This window comes from Petralouisia sp. (assembly GCF_056822245.1).
Genome location: NZ_JBQIOP010000027.1, coordinates 38,249 through 55,437 on the forward strand (window position 1 = coordinate 38,249; position 17,189 = coordinate 55,437).

The 17,189-nt window shown below is 45.8% G+C and carries 13 protein-coding genes and 2 pseudogenes; 12 read left to right on the forward strand and 3 right to left on the reverse strand.

The features are described from left to right. The first annotated feature begins 86 nt into the window (after window positions 1-86). The 7 genes from ACTO17_RS11940 to ACTO17_RS11970 all read left to right on the forward strand — a co-directional run bounded on the left by ACTO17_RS11940 (window position 87) and on the right by ACTO17_RS11970 (window position 8,583). A complete protein-coding gene (locus ACTO17_RS11940; protein ID WP_482558090.1) occupies window positions 87-2,177 on the forward strand; it encodes a polyribonucleotide nucleotidyltransferase in 2,091 nt (696 codons plus the stop codon). Window positions 2,178-2,373: 196 nt separating this feature from the next. Further along, window positions 2,374-3,042, forward strand: a complete 669-nt coding sequence (locus tag ACTO17_RS11945) for a response regulator transcription factor (protein WP_482558091.1) — start codon at window positions 2,374-2,376, stop codon at window positions 3,040-3,042. A 104-nt stretch (window positions 3,043-3,146) separates the two neighbouring features. Next, window positions 3,147-4,061: an ABC transporter ATP-binding protein gene (locus ACTO17_RS11950; RefSeq protein ID WP_482558092.1), complete on the forward strand. Its 915-nt coding sequence runs from the start codon at window positions 3,147-3,149 to the stop codon at window positions 4,059-4,061. Beyond that, window positions 4,054-4,911, forward strand: coding sequence for an ABC transporter permease (locus tag ACTO17_RS11955; RefSeq protein WP_482558093.1), 858 nt, complete (start codon window positions 4,054-4,056; stop codon window positions 4,909-4,911). The genes ACTO17_RS11950 and ACTO17_RS11955 overlap by 8 nt, the downstream gene beginning before the upstream one ends. A 59-nt stretch (window positions 4,912-4,970) precedes the next feature. Then, window positions 4,971-5,873, forward strand: a complete 903-nt coding sequence (locus ACTO17_RS11960; protein ID WP_482558094.1) for a sensor histidine kinase — start codon at window positions 4,971-4,973, stop codon at window positions 5,871-5,873. Between the two features lie 158 nt (window positions 5,874-6,031). Continuing rightward, window positions 6,032-7,948 carry a BMP family ABC transporter substrate-binding protein gene (locus ACTO17_RS11965; protein ID WP_482558095.1) on the forward strand — a complete coding sequence of 639 codons (1,917 nt, stop codon included), beginning with the start codon at window positions 6,032-6,034 and terminating at the stop codon, window positions 7,946-7,948. An 8-nt stretch (window positions 7,949-7,956) separates the two neighbouring features. After that, window positions 7,957-8,583, forward strand: a complete 627-nt coding sequence (locus ACTO17_RS11970; RefSeq protein WP_172538594.1) for a metallophosphoesterase family protein — start codon at window positions 7,957-7,959, stop codon at window positions 8,581-8,583. Between the two features lie 211 nt (window positions 8,584-8,794). On the opposite strand, the gene ACTO17_RS11975 is transcribed toward ACTO17_RS11970, so the two are convergent. Continuing rightward, complete coding sequence (locus tag ACTO17_RS11975) at window positions 8,795-9,388, reverse strand: hypothetical protein (RefSeq protein ID WP_172538593.1); 594 nt, start codon at window positions 9,386-9,388, stop codon at window positions 8,795-8,797. A gap of 25 nt (window positions 9,389-9,413) precedes the next feature. Next, entirely contained in the window at window positions 9,414-10,415 is a 1,002-nt protein-coding gene (locus tag ACTO17_RS11980) for a LacI family DNA-binding transcriptional regulator (protein WP_482558096.1), read from the reverse strand. 357 nt (window positions 10,416-10,772) lie between these two features. Between ACTO17_RS11980 and ACTO17_RS11985 the strand changes: the two genes are divergently transcribed. From ACTO17_RS11985 to ACTO17_RS12005, 5 genes and pseudogenes are all read left to right on the forward strand, one after another. Continuing rightward, on the forward strand, window positions 10,773-11,717 hold the full coding sequence (locus tag ACTO17_RS11985; protein WP_482558097.1) for an ABC transporter permease: 945 nt from the start codon (window positions 10,773-10,775) through the stop codon (window positions 11,715-11,717). A 10-nt stretch (window positions 11,718-11,727) separates the two neighbouring features. Next, window positions 11,728-12,636, forward strand: a complete 909-nt coding sequence (locus tag ACTO17_RS11990) for a carbohydrate ABC transporter permease (RefSeq protein WP_482558098.1) — start codon at window positions 11,728-11,730, stop codon at window positions 12,634-12,636. Between the two features lie 117 nt (window positions 12,637-12,753). Then, complete coding sequence (locus ACTO17_RS11995) at window positions 12,754-14,427, forward strand: type 2 periplasmic-binding domain-containing protein (RefSeq protein WP_482558099.1); 1,674 nt, start codon at window positions 12,754-12,756, stop codon at window positions 14,425-14,427. Window positions 14,428-14,450: 23 nt separating this feature from the next. Continuing rightward, window positions 14,451-15,947, forward strand: a complete 1,497-nt coding sequence (locus tag ACTO17_RS12000) for a glycoside hydrolase family 32 protein (protein ID WP_482558100.1) — start codon at window positions 14,451-14,453, stop codon at window positions 15,945-15,947. After that, window positions 15,944-16,797: pseudogene (locus tag ACTO17_RS12005) on the forward strand (carbohydrate kinase family protein). Before ACTO17_RS12000 ends, ACTO17_RS12005 begins: the two are co-directional and overlap by 4 nt. Window positions 16,798-17,009: 212 nt before the next feature. On the opposite strand, the pseudogene ACTO17_RS12010 reads toward ACTO17_RS12005, so the two are convergent. Then, window positions 17,010-17,189: pseudogene (locus ACTO17_RS12010) on the reverse strand (hypothetical protein); the annotation flags it as partial.

Below are 17,189 nucleotides of genomic sequence, written 5' to 3' on the forward strand. Positions count from 1 at the left end.
TATTTTCAGGACAGGTGAAAAAGTGCGCAGAGGAAAACTCCGTGCTTCTGCGCCTGTCTGATCGTAAAGTAAAGGAGAAAGAAAGAATGTATAAAAAGTTTACCATGGAATTGGCAGGTAGAACTTTAAGAGTGGATATCGGAAGAGTCGGAGCCCAGGCAAACGGCGCGGCGTTTATGCACTACGGCGATACCGTTGTGTTATGTACGGCAACTGCATCCGAGAAACCAAGGGAAGGAATTGATTTCTTTCCGTTAAGCGTAGAATATGAAGAAAAATTATACTCCGTTGGGAAAATCCCGGGCGGATTCAATAAAAGGGAAGGAAAGGCTTCTGAAAATGCCATTTTAACTTCCCGGGTAATTGACCGTCCCATGCGTCCGCTGTTTCCCAAGGACTATCGGAATGATGTGACACTGAATAATTTAGTAATGAGTGTAGATCCCCAGTGCCGGCCGGAGCTGGTGGCAATGCTTGGCTCAGCCATCGCAACCAGTATTTCCGATATTCCCTTTGCAGGCCCCTGCGCCACCACACAGGTGGGCATGATAGACGGGGAGCTGATCATCAATCCTTCCCAGGAGCAGTGGAAAAACGGCGATTTGAACCTGACCGTGGCTTCCACCAGTGAAAAGGTGATTATGATTGAGGCGGGAGCCAACGAAATACCGGAAGATAAAATGCTTGAGGCTATTTACAAAGCCCATGAAATCAACCAGACCATTATCGCCTTTATCAATGAAATAACGGCAGAGGTGGGAAAAGCAAAGCACGAATATACAAGCTGCGCAGTGCCCGAGGAATTATTTGCCGCCATCAGGGAAATTGTGCCTCCGGAGAAAATGGAGGAGGCTGTATTTACCGATGTGAAACAGGTAAGGGAAGAAAATATCCGCAATATTACAGAGCAGCTGGAAGAAGCTTTTGCAGAAAATGAAGAGTGGCTGGAAGTCTTAAGCGAGGCTATTTATCAGTATCAGAAAAAGACCGTGCGCAAGATGATTTTAAAAGATCACAAGAGACCGGACGGACGGGCCATCGATCAGATCCGTCCCCTGGCAGCAGAAGTGGATCTGATTCCCCGGGTTCATGGTTCCGCCATGTTTACCAGAGGACAAACCCAGATCTGCGACGTGGTAACCCTTGCGCCTTTATCTGAGGTTCAGAGAATCGACGGTTTAGACGAGAATGAAGTGAATAAACGATATATGCATCATTATAATTTCCCATCTTATTCTGTAGGTGAAACAAAGCCCAGCAGAGGACCGGGACGAAGGGAAATCGGTCATGGGGCATTGGCGGAGCGCGCACTGATTCCGGTGCTTCCAAGCGAAGAGGAATTCCCCTATGCCATCCGTGCCGTATCAGAGACTTTTGAGTCCAACGGCTCTACTTCCATGGCCTCCACCTGCGCTTCCTGTATGGCTTTAATGGCGGCAGGCGTGCCCATTAAAAAGATGGTGGCAGGAATTTCCTGCGGGCTTGTAACGGGAGACACCGATGATGATTATATTGTGCTGACAGATATTCAGGGATTGGAAGACTTTTTCGGGGATATGGACTTTAAGGTGACAGGAACCCATGAAGGGATCACGGCCATTCAGATGGATATCAAGATCCATGGACTGACCCGCCCCATTGTAGAAGAAGCCATCCGAAGGACAAGAGAAGCAAGGCTCTACATTATGGATGAGGTAATGTCCAAAGCAATTTCCGAACCCAGGAAAGAAGTTGGGGAATATGCTCCGAAGATTGTTCAGATTCAGATTGATCCGGCCAAAATCGGAGATGTTGTGGGACAGAGAGGAAAGACCATCAATGCTATTATTGAGCAGACCGGCGTGAAAATTGATATCAGTGATGAGGGTGCGGTATCCATCTGCGGGACAGAGAAGGAGATGATGGATAAAGCCGTGAAAATGATTGAGATTATCACTACAGATTTTGAGGCAGGCCAGATTTTTGTAGGAAAAGTCATCAGTATCAAAGAATTCGGCGCATTTTTAGAGTTTGCGCCTGGAAAAGAAGGCATGGTTCATATTTCCAAGATTTCCAAAGAGCGGATTAACCGGGTGGAGGATGTTCTGACACTGGGCGATATGGTGAAAGTGGTATGTCTTGGAAAAGATAAGATGGGAAGAATCAGTTTTTCCATGAAGGATGTTCCGAAAAAATAGAAACAGGAAAAAGTACAGTCATTTTTCACGGCAGCATGGAAAATGGCTGTATTTTTTGTTTTAGTACTACAGCGCACTGCGGCAGTAAGGAATTATGTTGCAAAAGCAGCCCGCCGCAGGCGAAGAATCCTGCTTTGCAGGATTCCTTTTTACAGAGACGGACAGTGAAAGGAAAAAGACAGGATGGTATCAGAAAATGAAGAAAATTCTTATTATTGATGATGATATACATATTGGAAATATGCTGGAAGAAGCGCTGAAGAAAGAGGGATACGGCGTGCTCCGGGCTTATTCCGGCACAGAGGCATTGTATGTGCTGTCTTTGGAAAAACCGGATCTTGCGCTGCTTGATTTAATGCTGCCGGGACTGGACGGAGAGGACGTGCTGCTGCAGATAAAGGGAATACCGGTGATTGTGGTAAGCGCCAGGGCGGATTTGGATGACAAAGTAAAACTGCTGCTGGGAGGAGCCGCCGATTATGTAACAAAGCCCTTTCATCTTCGGGAGCTGCTGGCAAGAATTGCGGTGCAGCTTCGTTCTGAGCACACAGCAAAGCCGGCTTCAGTTTTGGAATTTGACGATTTGACACTCCATACAGACACCGGCACCGTAATCCTTGAAACAAAGGAAATAAGGCTGACTCCTACGGAACATGCGATACTGAAGCTGCTTATGCAAAATCCTTCCCAGGTTATCACCAAATCGCTGCTGTTAGAACGGATCAGCGGAGATACGCCGGACGGAACAGAAAGCTCATTAAAAATGCATATCAGTAATCTGAGGAAAAAGCTGCGTCAGGTAAACGGCAGGGATTATATAGAAGCAGTCTGGGGAATCGGCTTTAAACTGAGGAGCGGGCAGTGATTGTAAGAGAGTGAAATCTTTACCGAATCTTTACGGTTCTCTTTACCATTCTCTTTACGGTTGTCTGGTAAAGTGGCAGTATCATGATAAGGAGGCTGATTGTTATGGATTATATTTTGGAAACATGCAATTTGCACAAACATTATAAAGGTTTCAAAGCCATAAACGGATTGTCCATGAAGATTCCCAGAGGAGCTATCTATGGTTTTGTCGGGAAAAACGGCGCAGGCAAGACTACGCTTATCCGGCTGATTTGCGGACTGCAGGAACCTACATCCGGGGAATATGCCCTGTATGGACGGAAAAATACGGAGAAAGAAATTGTAAAATCCCGCAGAAGAATGGGGGCTGTGGTGGAAACCCCTTCCGTTTACCTTGATATGACGGCAGAAGAGAACCTAGAGCAGCAATGCCGTATCCTGGGGCTTCCGTCTTTTGAAGGAATTTCTGATATTCTGAAATTGGTGGGGTTGGAAGATACGGGCAAAAAGAAGGTAAAGAATTTTTCCCTCGGCATGCGCCAGAGGCTTGGGATTGCCATAGCCCTTGTGGGAGATCCGGATTTCCTGGTTCTGGATGAGCCTGTGAACGGCCTTGACCCTCAGGGGATCATTGAGATCCGGGAATTGATTTTGGAGCTTAACCGCAGGCGGCAGATTACCGTTTTGGTTTCCAGCCATATTCTGGATGAACTGGCGAAGTTTGCCACCCATTACGGATTTATTGATCAGGGCAGGATTGTAAAGGAAATGAGTGCGGCCGAACTGGAAGCCGCCTGCCGAAAGTGCGTGCACATAGAAGTGAGCGATACAAAAATCCTTGCCCGCGTACTGGATGATATGGGGATTGAGTATAAGATTTTTTCAGATACCAAGGCAGACATATATGCCAGAATCAATGTTACAAAACTTGTGCTGGCCCTTGATAAATATCATTGTGAAGTGATTTCCATTCAGGAATCCGAGGAAAGCTTAGAAAGCTACTATGTCAATCTGATAGGAGGGATGAAACATGTATAAGCTGTTATCAGCAGAATTTATAAGGCTCCGGAAGAGTTTTGTGTTTCGTCTGGGACTGTGTTTTTCCGCAGGGCTGGGCAGTTTCATTGTTCTGATGCGCTTTATGGATGTGAAACAGAATGCAAAGATTTATGCAGAATTAGGCCCGGAGTACAAAAACGCAGACGGATTGATTTTTGTGGGAGGAATTTATCTTATCTTTGCAGCTGCTGTATTTATCGGAATATTTGTGGGGACGGAATATGGAGACGGAACCATCCGAAATAAACTGGCAGTGGGCCATAAGAGAAGAAGCATATATCTGTCAAAGCTGGCAGTCTGCGGAACCGCTTGCCTGCTGATGCATCTTCTGTACATTATTGTTTGCCTGATCATGGGAAAATTGCTGCTTGGCGGCACAACCATGCAGGCAGATGAAATGCTTTTATTTACAGCGGCAGGAATGACAGCGATGCTGGCTATGGCGGCAATCCTGCTTTTGATTTCCATGTCTGTTCAGAGCAAAGCCAGTTCTGTCATCTGCCTTCTGCTGACAATGATCATGCTGTTTGCGGCGCTTACCATCTGGCAAAGGCTGAGCGCGCCCAAATATCATGAGGAATACGCGTATCTGAATGAAGAGACGGGAGAGGTTATCAAAGGGGAAAAAGAAGAAAATCCAAAATATTTATCGGGAACCAAACGGAAAATTTATGAATTTTTAAATGATTTCCTTCCTGTTTCCCAGTTATACCAGATTGTGCTGAATGATGCAGGCCGCCTTGGCAGAATTATGGTTTATGACTGTTTGATTGTTTTGCTTACCGCAGGGGCAGGGATTGTTATTTTTGAGAAAAAAGATTTGAAGTAATGAGCGGCGGGAAATAAAATTGTAAAAATTATACCGTTACAAACTTCTGAGGAGAAATTATGGAAATTTGGTTTGGGATTTTTGCAGGGATTATGGCAGCCGTTTTTGCTGTTCTTTTCCTGAAAATCCGTATTTTGCAGAAGGCGGCCAGGGAAATTGAACATGGTTTTGCTGAAAAGCTTAAAGTCGATACGAATACGCTGATGGAGCTTTCCTGCAATGACAGGCATATGCGGAGCCTGGCAGAAGCCATTAATATCCAGCTTCGGGAACTTCAAAAACAGCGGCATCAGTTCCGGCAGGGCGATCTGGAACTGAAAAATGCCGTTTTGAATATTTCCCACGATTTGCGTACTCCGCTGACAGCCGTCTGCGGTTACTTGGATTTGCTGGAAGAGGAAGAAATGCCAAAGACGGCAAAACGGTATCTTGCGGTGATTAGAAGCCGGACAGAAGCGATGGCCCGGCTGACGGAGGAGCTTTTTCAGTATTCGGTGGTTCTTTCCAGTGAAGATAAGCTTAAGAAGGAGCCGGTGGTTATCAACAGTATATTGGAAGAAAGCATTGCGGCATATTATGTTTCCCTGAAAGAGCGGGGCATAGCGCCGAAGGTACAGATTCCGGAACAAAAGATTGTCCGTATGCTGGATCGTTCTGCGCTGTCCCGGATTTTTTCCAATCTATTGCAGAATGCCGTCAAATACAGCGGCGGCGATTTGGACATAACTTTAACGGAAGAGGGTGAAATTGTTTTTGCCAATACGGCTCCGGGGCTGACGAAGGTACAGGCCGGCAGGCTGTTTGACCGTTTCTACACCGTGGAAACAGCGGAAAAATCCACGGGACTTGGCCTGTCGATTTCGAAAGTACTGGTTTTGCAGATGGATGGGAATATATCGGCAGAATACGAGAAAAATCAACTGACCATTTATCTTTCATTTCCATCAATTATTAAGAATTAAAATGTAGATTATCCTTCCAATATGTGGTAAGATAGAGCCGAATATGAATAAAGAAGATTGAGAACCCTAAAAGTGACTGTAAATCGCAGAAAATTGCCGATGACGGCTGGATAAAAACTGCGGCGGATTTACAGTACAGCATATTTGTGGAGGACAGTATGGGAAGAGAAGATTACAACAAGGCATTTAGATTAGGAAAAAAAGATTATCAGACAAGGATGCTCCATGGAGAGCGGCCGATTCTGCAGGTGTTGGACGACATTCTGCCGGAGCGGGGCTCTTATTCAGAAGTGCCCATTGGACTGGTGCAGATTCCCATAGAACAGATTGTAGGAACTAAGACATTCGGAAGAAGCAGTTCCTTTGCAGGGAATTTTATGCCGATTCTGCGGGAGGACACAGAGTTTGCGGCCAAGTGGATCAAGCTTTTGGAGTCACATTTGCAGGAAGGTATAAGAGAGCCGGTGAAGGCTTACGAATATATGCATAAATTCTACATTGTAGAGGGAAATAAACGGGTCAGCGTGATGAAATATGTAGGGGCAGTTTCCATTGCAGGCAATGTGACCCGGATTGTGCCCAGGGAAAACGGGGAAAAGCAGAATAAGATCTACCATGAATTCCTGGATTTCTACCGGGCGGCTCCCATTAATTATATCTGGTTTACTCAGGAAGGCAGATACGCCAAGCTGCAGGAAGCAGTGGGAAAAGAGCCTGAGGAGACGTGGACGGAGGAAGAGCTGCTGAAGTTCAGCTCCATTTATACCAGATTCAGTGCGGAGTATAAGGAAAAAGGCGGGGATAAACTGAATATTTCCACCGGAGACGCATTCCTTTCGTTCATTACCCTGTATGGGTATGAAGCAGTTAATGAAAAAACCACCAGTGAGCTGCAGGCTTTGATTGCAAAAAGCTGGGAGGAGTTTGTTCTTTTGGGAGAGGAAACAGAAGTGGAGCTGAAGATGAAACCCAACCAGAAGAAGAAATCACTGTTGGATTTGCTGCATCTGCCCACACTGGCGCCTCAGAAGCTGAAGATTGCCTTTATTTATGAAAAAACGCCGGGAACCTCTGCCTGGACATATGCCCATGAACTGGGAAGGCTCCACCTGCAGCAGACATTTCCGGAAGAAGTGCAGACCGTCTGCTATGAAAACGGAACCCTGGAGAATATTGACGCACTGTTGGAGGACGCCATCAAGGTAGGCTGCGGCCTGATTTTCACCACAACGCCGCCCTTTGCGCCGGCCAGCGTGAAAGCGGCCATTGCCAATCCGAAAGTGCGGATTCTCAATTGTTCCCTGAATACTTCCCACCGCTACATACGGACGTATTATTCCAGGATGTATGAAGCGAAATTCCTGATGGGAGCCATTGCCGGAGCCATGGCGGAAAATAACCGGCTGACTTATATTGCAGATTATCCCATTTACGGCAACATAGCCAACATCAATGCCTTTGCGCTGGGAGCGAAGATGATCAATCCCCGGGCGAAAGTATTTCTGGAGTGGTCATCCAAGAAGGAAATGGATATTGAAGAAAGCATCAGAGAAAGCGGCTCTTCCATTGTGTCCGGAAAGGATATGATGATACCGGAGGAAGCTTCCCGGTTTTTCGGGCTTTACCATATGAACGACGGGCATCCCAGGAATTTCGCCATGCCTTTGTGGCACTGGGGGAATTTCTATGAGCAGCTGATCTGGGCGATTCTGGACGGAACCTGGAAATATGACGATGCTCCGTCCACCAAAAAGGCTATCAACTACTGGTGGGGAATGTCGGAGGGCGTAATTGACGTGGTGTTCTCCAAATATCTGCCCATCGGACTGAAACGGCTGGCAGGGCTTTTAAAGGCGTCCATCAGCGCTGATTTGTTCAATCCATTTTCCGGTATATTATATTCCCAGACAGGGGCAGTTTCGGAAAATCCGGACAAAATACTGTCTCCGGAGGAGATTATGACTATGGACTGGCTGGCGGAAAATGTAATCGGCTCATTTCCTAAGAAAGAAGAGCTGAAGGAACAGGCAGAACCCGTAATGAAGCAGCAGGGGATTAAGAAACAGGAAGGTTAAACGGCAAAATGAAGATACTGGCGATTGCAGATGAAGAGTCAAAAGGATTGTGGGAATATTTTGATAAAAAGAAACTGGAGGGGGTGGATTTAATTATTTCCTGCGGGGATTTGGACCCGGCTTACCTTTCCTTTCTGGTGACCCTTACCTCCATTCCCGTATTGTATGTTCATGGAAACCATGACGGGAAATATGAGAAATCCCCGCCGGACGGCTGCATCTGCATTGAAGACCGGATCTATGTCCACAAGGGAATACGGATTCTGGGACTGGGCGGTTCGATGCGCTACAGCGCCGGAACCCATCAGTACACGGAGCGACAGATGAAGCAGCGGGCAGCCAGGCTGCGGTTTCAGATTTTCAGGCGGCGGGGATTTGATATTCTGGTGACCCATGCGCCTGCATATCAGCTCAATGACGGGCGGGATCTGCCCCACCAGGGTTTTCAGGTGTTTCGGAGGCTTCTGGAAAAATACAGGCCGAAATTTTTTCTCCATGGGCATGTGCACCTGTCTTACGGAGTGAGCCATAAACGGTACGATAAATATGAGGACACCCATGTGATTAATGCCTATGAAAGATGCGTCTTTGAGTTTGAGGATGAGAATCCGGGGGAATCTCTGTCTGTTATGTAGCGGGAGGCGGTGAAGCAAAGTGAGGACTGTAAGTATTGGAAACGACGGGTTTGAATCAATTGTTCCGATATTCTTACATGTGCTCTTTTTCAGCCAATTGTTTGAGCTGGGTTTCATCGCTTTCATAGAAAGAGACTTGCTCCGGAAAGGACTGGGCATCAGCAGCCCGATGACAGCCCAGTACAAAAAAACAGCGCCATAACAATCTCTCCTATTCGTTGGAGATATATGAACAATGATTTAAAAAATTCTCAAGTATGGATTCTAAATCATCTTTAAAATCGTTCTGGCAGGTCAGTTCCGCACAGACAGCGCTGTTTCCAAAAGCTGCAAAAGCAGATATGCCCCGGGCGTAGGGATTATCTTCACTGCGGCACTGGTAAGCAACCACTGTGTAAGCCTGTTTTTGAAAAGTCATTTCTTTTTCTTCTAAAATGTCATAATTAGTTTTTGCAGCTTCTAGCCAGGTATTCATATAATCTTTGGCGGCTTCATTGGTTTTGGCTTCTCCCATCAGAAGATAAAGGCTGGCATCGTATAAATCTACAATGTTTCCATCTTTGTTTTTGTAGGGTTGGGCGTTGCCTATCCCCCAGGATGCATAGTACAGGCCGTCTGCAGCCAAAGCGCTGTTGTCGTCAATGAGAACAAGACGGTTATCAGTATTTTTTACTTCCAGACTGCTGCCCATCGTAAGATGTGTTTTATTTTCTACAGGTTCTTGTTCCGGCTTCGGGGAGAAGGGAGCGCAGCCTGTCAGCAAACAGATCAGGCAAAACAGCAGAACATAATTTTTTAATTTCATAACGAATCCTCCTGTGCGATTTGATTTATTCTTCGAAGTTTTCCCGTGTGGTTCCTCCCCAGGCATAAGTGACGGGCAGGCAGACCAAAGGCGGCTTGGGCATCATGTTTTCCTGGAGCAGCAGTTCCACGCACATTTCAGCAATGTCGGGCAGGGGCTGCACAATGGTAGAGCAGATATAATCCTGATCACCGAACATGCGGATGCCATCGAAGCCGATCACCTGCACGTCTTCAGGGACTTGCTGATGCAGTTTGTCCAATATCTTTAAAACAGACCAGGCAACATTGTCTGTAACGCAGAAGATGCCGTCGAAAATCAGTTTTCCGTTTTGGATATGGTCTTTTAAAAATTTCTCGAATTCCTCAAAAGAATCTCCGTCATTTAATATTTTCATTTCATAAGTAAGGCCTCGGGCCAGGCAGCCGTTTTCAAATCCGGATTTCCGTTTGTTGGGTTCGTTGCTCAAAGAAGAGCCAATTCGCAGAAAAGCCACATGCTTACAGCCTAAATCAGCCAGTTTTTCAGCGGCAAGCTGTCCTCCGGCAAAATTATCGCTGGCAACACAGGGGATGTTAGGCCCCATAGAACGGTCAATGGAGACAAATGGAATGTGTTCATCCACCAAAAGATTCGGATTATAAGTCAGCCCTATGATGCCGTCTACTTTATTCTGCTGCGCCATTGTGACATATTCCTGCTCCTGGCTTAAATCAAAGTCTGTAGAGCACAGCAGCATGCGGTAATTCCTTTTTAAAAGAGACAGATTAATATAGTAAGCCAGAGACGAAAAAAAGGGGGTTTTGGTATTGGGAATCAAAAGGGCGGCAGTGTAAGTTCTGCTTGATTTGAGTCCCTGGGCGTAACTGTTCACCTGGTAATTTAATTTTTCAATGGCGGCTTCCACCCGGAGGCGGTAAGTTTCTCCCACGGGCAGCCCGTTTACTACTTTGGAGACAGTGCCCAGAGCGACGCCGGCTTCTTTTGCCACGTCTTTCATAGTGGGGACAGTCGTTTCTTTTTTCATTGTATATTCCTTTCTCATGACAATTATTTCAGATTGTTTTTTCTATGCCGTTATTATAATGGATAAAAATGAAAATGTAAAGAGAAAATGTGAAAAATATAATGAAACGTTACATGAAACTTAGAAAATGGAAATATGTACAAAAATAGCAAAATATATTTGGTATAAATAACGAAAAGTATCAGTATTCACAATAAATAAACAATACATTGTTGACTTGGGAAAAAGATAATGGTATATTTTAGTTACAGATAAAATAACGTTTCATGAAAAAAAGTGCGCACGATGGAACGAATATCCAGAAAAATAGATTATATTTCATGAAATTCTGGTATCTGAAAGAAAGGAGAGTAAATCATGAAAAATCGAAAAACAGCCGCTTCCGGCTCGATCATTGCAATGAGCGGGAAGCCCCTGAAAAAACGTATCATGGACAACTGGCAGTTATATGCAATGCTTTTAATTCCTGTAATACTGACTATTATATATAAGTACATACCAATGTATGGAATACAGATTGCCTTTCGGGATTACAAAGCCAGCCAGGGAATGTTCGGGAGTGAATGGGTGGGGTTGAAATGGTTTCAGCGTTTTTTTTCAGCGCCCACCTGTGTGAGAATGCTGTCAAATACCCTGTTGCTGAGTCTGTACAGCCTGTTATGGAGCTTTCCGATTCCCATTTTTCTGGCATTGATGCTGAATCAGGTAAGGTTTCAAAGGTTTAAGCGGGTTACCCAGACGATACTTTATGCGCCCCATTTTATTTCCACCATGGTAATCTGCGGTATGATCCGGATTTTTTTAAGTCCCTCCGGCGGGCTTTTAAATCTGATTCTCGGAAGCAGCGTTGACTTTCTGACAGAATCTTCGGCCTTCCGAAGCATTTATATCGCTTCCGGCATCTGGCAGGATGCAGGATGGGGAATTATCGTTTATATGGCCGCCCTTTCCAACGTTGACATGTCTCTGTATGAAGCGGCGAAAGTGGATGGAGCTTCCCTGTTTCAGCGGATTATCCATATTGACATTCCGGAGCTTAAGTCCATTATGGTGCTGAATCTGATTATGAGCGCGGGAAATCTGATGAATGTGGGATTTGAGAAGGTATGGCTGCTGCAGACAGATTTGAACAAAGCCACCAGTGACGTGATTGCAGTGTATGTGTACCAACAGGGTATTGAAAACGCCAAATACAGTTATTCCACTGCGGTGGGGCTGTTTAATACGGTGGTTAATATTATTCTGCTGATTGCAGTCAATAAGATTGCAGGCAAACTGTCTGAAGATACGAGTTTTGTTTAGGAGGTGCGGTATGAAAGCGAAAGCAAAAACAGGAAAATTATCAGGTTTTTCAGAACGAACCAGCGATATCATTCTGGTGGTGATATGTGTCATTATTTTATTGATTGTTGCCTATCCCCTGTATTATGTGCTGGTGGCATCTGTGTCAGATCCTTATGACGTGTATGCGGGAAAAACATTTCTTTTGCCCAGTAAATTTTCATTGGAAGGGTACAAAGCGGTTTTTGCAGATCCCAATATTCTGACAGGGCTGCTGAATAGTTTTAAGTATACTGTTATCGGCACAGTTTTTTCCGTGGTGATGCTGTATCTGACAGCATATCCCCTCAGTGTGAAAAATCTGCCAGGCAGAAAGTTTTTCAGTATTTTCTTTATTATTACCATGTATTTCGGCGGGGGCCTGGTTCCTACTTATCTGATTGTAAAGGAAACAGGGCTGATTAACAACATGTGGTCGCTGTTTTTGCCGGGAGGCGTTGCAGTTGGAAATATGATTATCATGCGGAACTTTTTTGAGAACAGCATTCCCAAAGAAATGATCGAGGCCGCAGAGATTGACGGCGCTTCCAAATGGACTACCTTTATCCGTATTGTTGTGCCTTTGAGCCGTTCCATTATGGCGGTTATGGTGGTGTTTTCCATGGTTGCTTACTGGAATGACTGGTTTACGTCAATGATTTACCTGCCGTCTCCGGAGCAGGCGCCGCTGCCTTTGGTTCTTCGAAATATTCTGATTAAAAGTTCTGCAAGCGCAAGCCAGGCCAGCGCCATATCCGGCGGTTATGCTGAACTGAACAAGATGACGGAAATGATTAAATTTTCATCTATCATAATAGCGGCCGCTCCGATGCTGGTGATTTATCCCTTTGTGCAGAAATATTTTGAAAAAGGCTTTATGGCAGGTGCGGTAAAAGGCTGATTGCAGCCTGGAATTTATATGGCGGGTAATTCTGGAGTTTATAGACTGCGCATAAAATTAATGCAGTTTAGAGGTTTTAATTGCCCGGAGGGTATCAAGAAGAAAGGAAGTCATGTTATGAGAAAAAGAGGATTGCTGAAAAGGATTATATCCTGTATGCTGATGGCGGGAATTGGACTGTCTATGACAGCATGCGGCAATGATTACGGAAACCATGAAAAAGGGGTTGCCAATACAGACACCTCCCAGACTGATTTTTCAATTATGGGAGGAATGGGAGCCCTGAGCGTCAGTTATGATAAGAAGCCGATATTAAATCAGCTTCAGGAAGAAGCAGGGATTCGCATTGACTGGAATACCATGAGTGAATCTCTGGCAGAACAGGTCAATATCCGGATTGCAGGCGGGGATCTGCCGGATGCGTTTATTGCAGTGGGATTTAACAACTATGATATTTCCCGCTATGGGGATGACGGAACTTTTATCGACCTGTCTCCGTATCTGACCGAGGAATATATGCCGAATTTGTGTAAGATTCTGGAGGAAAATCCTGATATCCGCCGGGCAATCACCATGGATGACGGATACATTTACGGACTTCCTTCCGGAGAGCGCATGGGAACTGCCGGTATAGGAGCCGAGGAAGATTACAGTATCTATACCATTCCCCAGTTTTCCATGATAAATAAAGCGTGGCTGGACGAATTGGGACTTGAAGTGCCGACAACGCTGGACGAGCTTCATACAGCGCTGAAAGCGTTCAAAGATAATGATATGAGTGCAAAATATTATGGCAACGCTCCGGGAAGCACTATTCCTATGAGTACAGGGTTTGATCAGTGGTGCTGGGGGCAGAATATTTTTTATGCAGGCTTTGGGTTTACTAACTGGCCCAACGATGTGTGCAATGATCTTGTACTGAATGAGGATGGGAAAGTGGAATTTGTCTGCACTTCAGATGAATATCGGGCTGCGCTGACATATTTTCATGACTGGTATGCGGAGGGGCTGATGGATGTGGAAATGTTCAGTCAGGATGACACCCAGCTGATTTCCAAATGTTCTCAGGGGTATGTGGGTGTTTCCACCTGGTGGTATATTGAGGAGTTAATGGGAGATTATGCGAAGGATTATGTGTTTCTTCCGATTTTGGACGGCCCGGACGGCACGCACAATGTGACAGTGCGCACCGGAGGTCCAATCAGCAGCGGGAACCTGAATATTACCAAAGCCTGCAAGAGTCCGGCAAACCTGCTGAAATATTTTGACAAATGGTATGCGCCGGAAAATGTGATGCAGCTTCATTACGGGTCCATCGGCTCATACTTTACAAAACAGGATGAAAATGGCGTATGGCTGAGCATTACTGATGAAGAATCCCGGGAGAAATTCGGAAAAAGTGCAGGAGAATTGCGGGGAGAACAAGAAGTATACGGGCCTAAACTTATTCTCAGTGATTATTATCTTACCACTTTCAAAATGGAAGATCGGGCAATAGAAAGGCTGACAGATTTGAATGAATTCTGGATGCCCTTTGTGGACAGCTCTGTGACTTATCCGGTGGACTGCGTGTTTACCGGGGAAGAGCTGGATGATATAGACTGGTACAAGGCGGATTTTGAAAGCGCAGTATCCGAACAGGAGGGCCTATGGCTGAAAAACGGAGGGCCTGACGATGCAGAATGGGAAGCCTATGTGGAAAAATTGAAGAAAAAATGCGGTATGGATAAGCTTTTAAAAGTATATCAGGAGGCATATGACCGGTATGCCGGAATAGCAAGTGAAGAATAGCAAATAGGGAGGGTTTCGAAGGTATGAGCCAGACTTTACGTGATGCACGGAGATATGAAGAAATAACAGAAAAAAGGATTGAAGCAGAAGAGAAGCCGGGATTTCATTTGGCTGCGCGGGTGGGATGGATGAACGATCCCAACGGGTTTTCCTTTTATGGGGGTGAATATCATCTGTTTTACCAGTATCACCCCTACAATTCCCATTGGGGCCCCATGCATTGGGGACATGCAGTCAGCGATGACCTGCTGCATTGGACTTATCTTCCGGCAGCGTTGGCGCCGGATACCATATATGACGAAGCGGGGTGTTTTTCTGGAAGCGCTGTGGAGCTTTCGAATGGCAGACAGCTTCTGATGTATACAGGTGTACATAAGGAGATTCAGGCGGATGGCGGGCTGCGTGAAGTGCAGACTCAATGCATTGCCATTGGAGACGGAAGGGACTATGAAAAGTATCAGGGAAACCCGGTGTTGGATGAAAAAGATCTTCCGGATGGCGGCAGCAAATATGATTTCAGGGACCCGAAAATGTGGAAAGCGCCGGATGGAACCTTCCGGTGTGTGGTTGGAAACTGTGCGGCAGAAAGGGATGGGCAGATTCTCCTTTTCAGCAGCAGGGATGGACTGGACTGGAAGTACGAGAAGGTTCTGGCAGTCAATCACGGACGTTTTGGAAAAGCCTGGGAGTGTCCCGATTTTTTTGAACTGGACGGGAAGCAGGTGCTTCTGACAAGCCCCATGGATATGCTTCCCAAAGGACTGGAGTATCACAATGGCAACGGAACCCTCTGTCTGATTGGAACTTATGATGAAACGAAAGAAGTTTTTACGGAGGAGCAAAATCAGGCGGTAGATTACGGCATTGACTTCTATGCGCCTCAGACCCTTCTTGCGCCGGATGGCAGAAGGATCATGGTTGGCTGGATGCAGAACTGGGACACCTGTAATCTGCATTCTCCGGAACAGCCGTGGTTTGGACAGATGAGCCTGCCCCGGGAGCTTTCGGTGGTGGACGGAAGGCTGCTCCAGAAACCAATCCGGGAACTGGAAAACCTTCGCGGGAAAGAAGTAAAGCACGAAAATGTTACTTTTTCAGGGCTCACAAAATTAGACGGAATCCAGGGAAGGAAAATTGACATGGAACTGTCTGTCCGTCCCCTGGATGAAGAGAATATGTATCGGAAATTTGCAGTCCGGTTTGCCCAAAATAATACTTACCACACTGCGGTAAGCTTTCGTCCCCTGGAATCCATTGTAAAAATAGATCGGAAGTTTTCAGGGAGCAGAAGGGCAATCATCCATCAGCGACGCAGCCGGGTGAACAGCAGGAACGGAGAAATCAAATTGCGGATTATCCTGGATACGTTCAGTGCGGAAGTGTTTGTCAATGACGGGGAACATGTATTATCTGCAACTATTTATACTGATAAGGAAGCGGATGGCATTTCTTTTCTTGCGGACGGCGTAGCCACTATAGATGTGGTGAAGTATGATTTGCTGATGGAGGAACGGAAATGAAAGGAACGGATGTAACGGCATTGGGGGAACTGCTGATTGATTTTATTCAGAATGATGAGAGCAGACAGGGGAATCCTATCTTTGAGGCAAACCCAGGCGGAGCGCCCTGCAATGTGCTGGCGATGCTTGCCGGGCTTGGGCACAGGGTATCCTTCGTCGGGAAGGTCGGAAAGGATTCCTTTGGGAGCTGGCTGAAGGATGTTATTGGGGATGTAGGAATTTGCACGGATCATCTGTATATGGATGATAAAGTGCACACAACCCTGGCGATGGTACATACCTTTTCCGATGAGGACAGGGATTTTTCCTTCTACCGGAATCCCGGGGCTGACATGATGCTGACGGAGGAAGAAGTTCCGGAGGAAATCATCCGGGATTCTAAAATATTCCATTTCGGGACTCTGTCCATGACTCATGAAACTGTGCGGAAAGCAACTCAAAAAGCAATCCGTATTGCAAAAGAGGCGGGCGTCCTGATTTCCTTTGATCCGAACCTTCGGCCGCCCCTGTGGGAAACATTGGAGGATGCCAGGGCACAAGTGATATATGGCCTTGGGCAATGCGGCATCTTAAAGATTTCTGACAATGAAATCCAATGGCTGTCAGGCAAAGAGGATTTTGCAAAAAGGAGTGGAGTGGGTGAATGAAAGTTTTCAGATTCCGCTGATTCTGGTTTCTATGGGCCGGGCATATTACAGGGGGAAAATGGTGGAAGTAGAGCCGTTTTTGCAGGAAAATACCATAGAGGCAACAGGTGCTGGGAGCTTCCCTGATTACCACCAGAAAGGGAGCCTTGCGGGTAATGCCGTCTAAGGAAGAGGTTTTTCGTAATATGTGTTCACAAAAGTAGACGGCGCTGTTGTGCAAAAACAAAAGGATTCGCAGTGACATAAGCGCCGGAAGAATAAGAGCAGAGCGGTAGATTCGTAAAATGATTTGCCGCTTTGCTCTTTTTGTGTGCAATTATTTTCAGAGGCGCTTTAGTAGTGTGTTTTTTGATTGGTTCATGCGGTATAACTGTTTCAAATCTGTTAAATAATTTCTTTCACCAGTTTACAACTATTATAAATAGTGCTCCTTTTGCTGAACAAGGTATTTCAAGGCCCTCATAAGGGCAGATGATTTTATTATACTTTCGCTTTTTTTCACGAAAGTGGCAAAAAATACCTCCTGCCTGATCCTCTCGCTGAGCACAAACCTGAAATCCTGTATGCTTTTCCTACGGTACTTTGAAAATGCTTC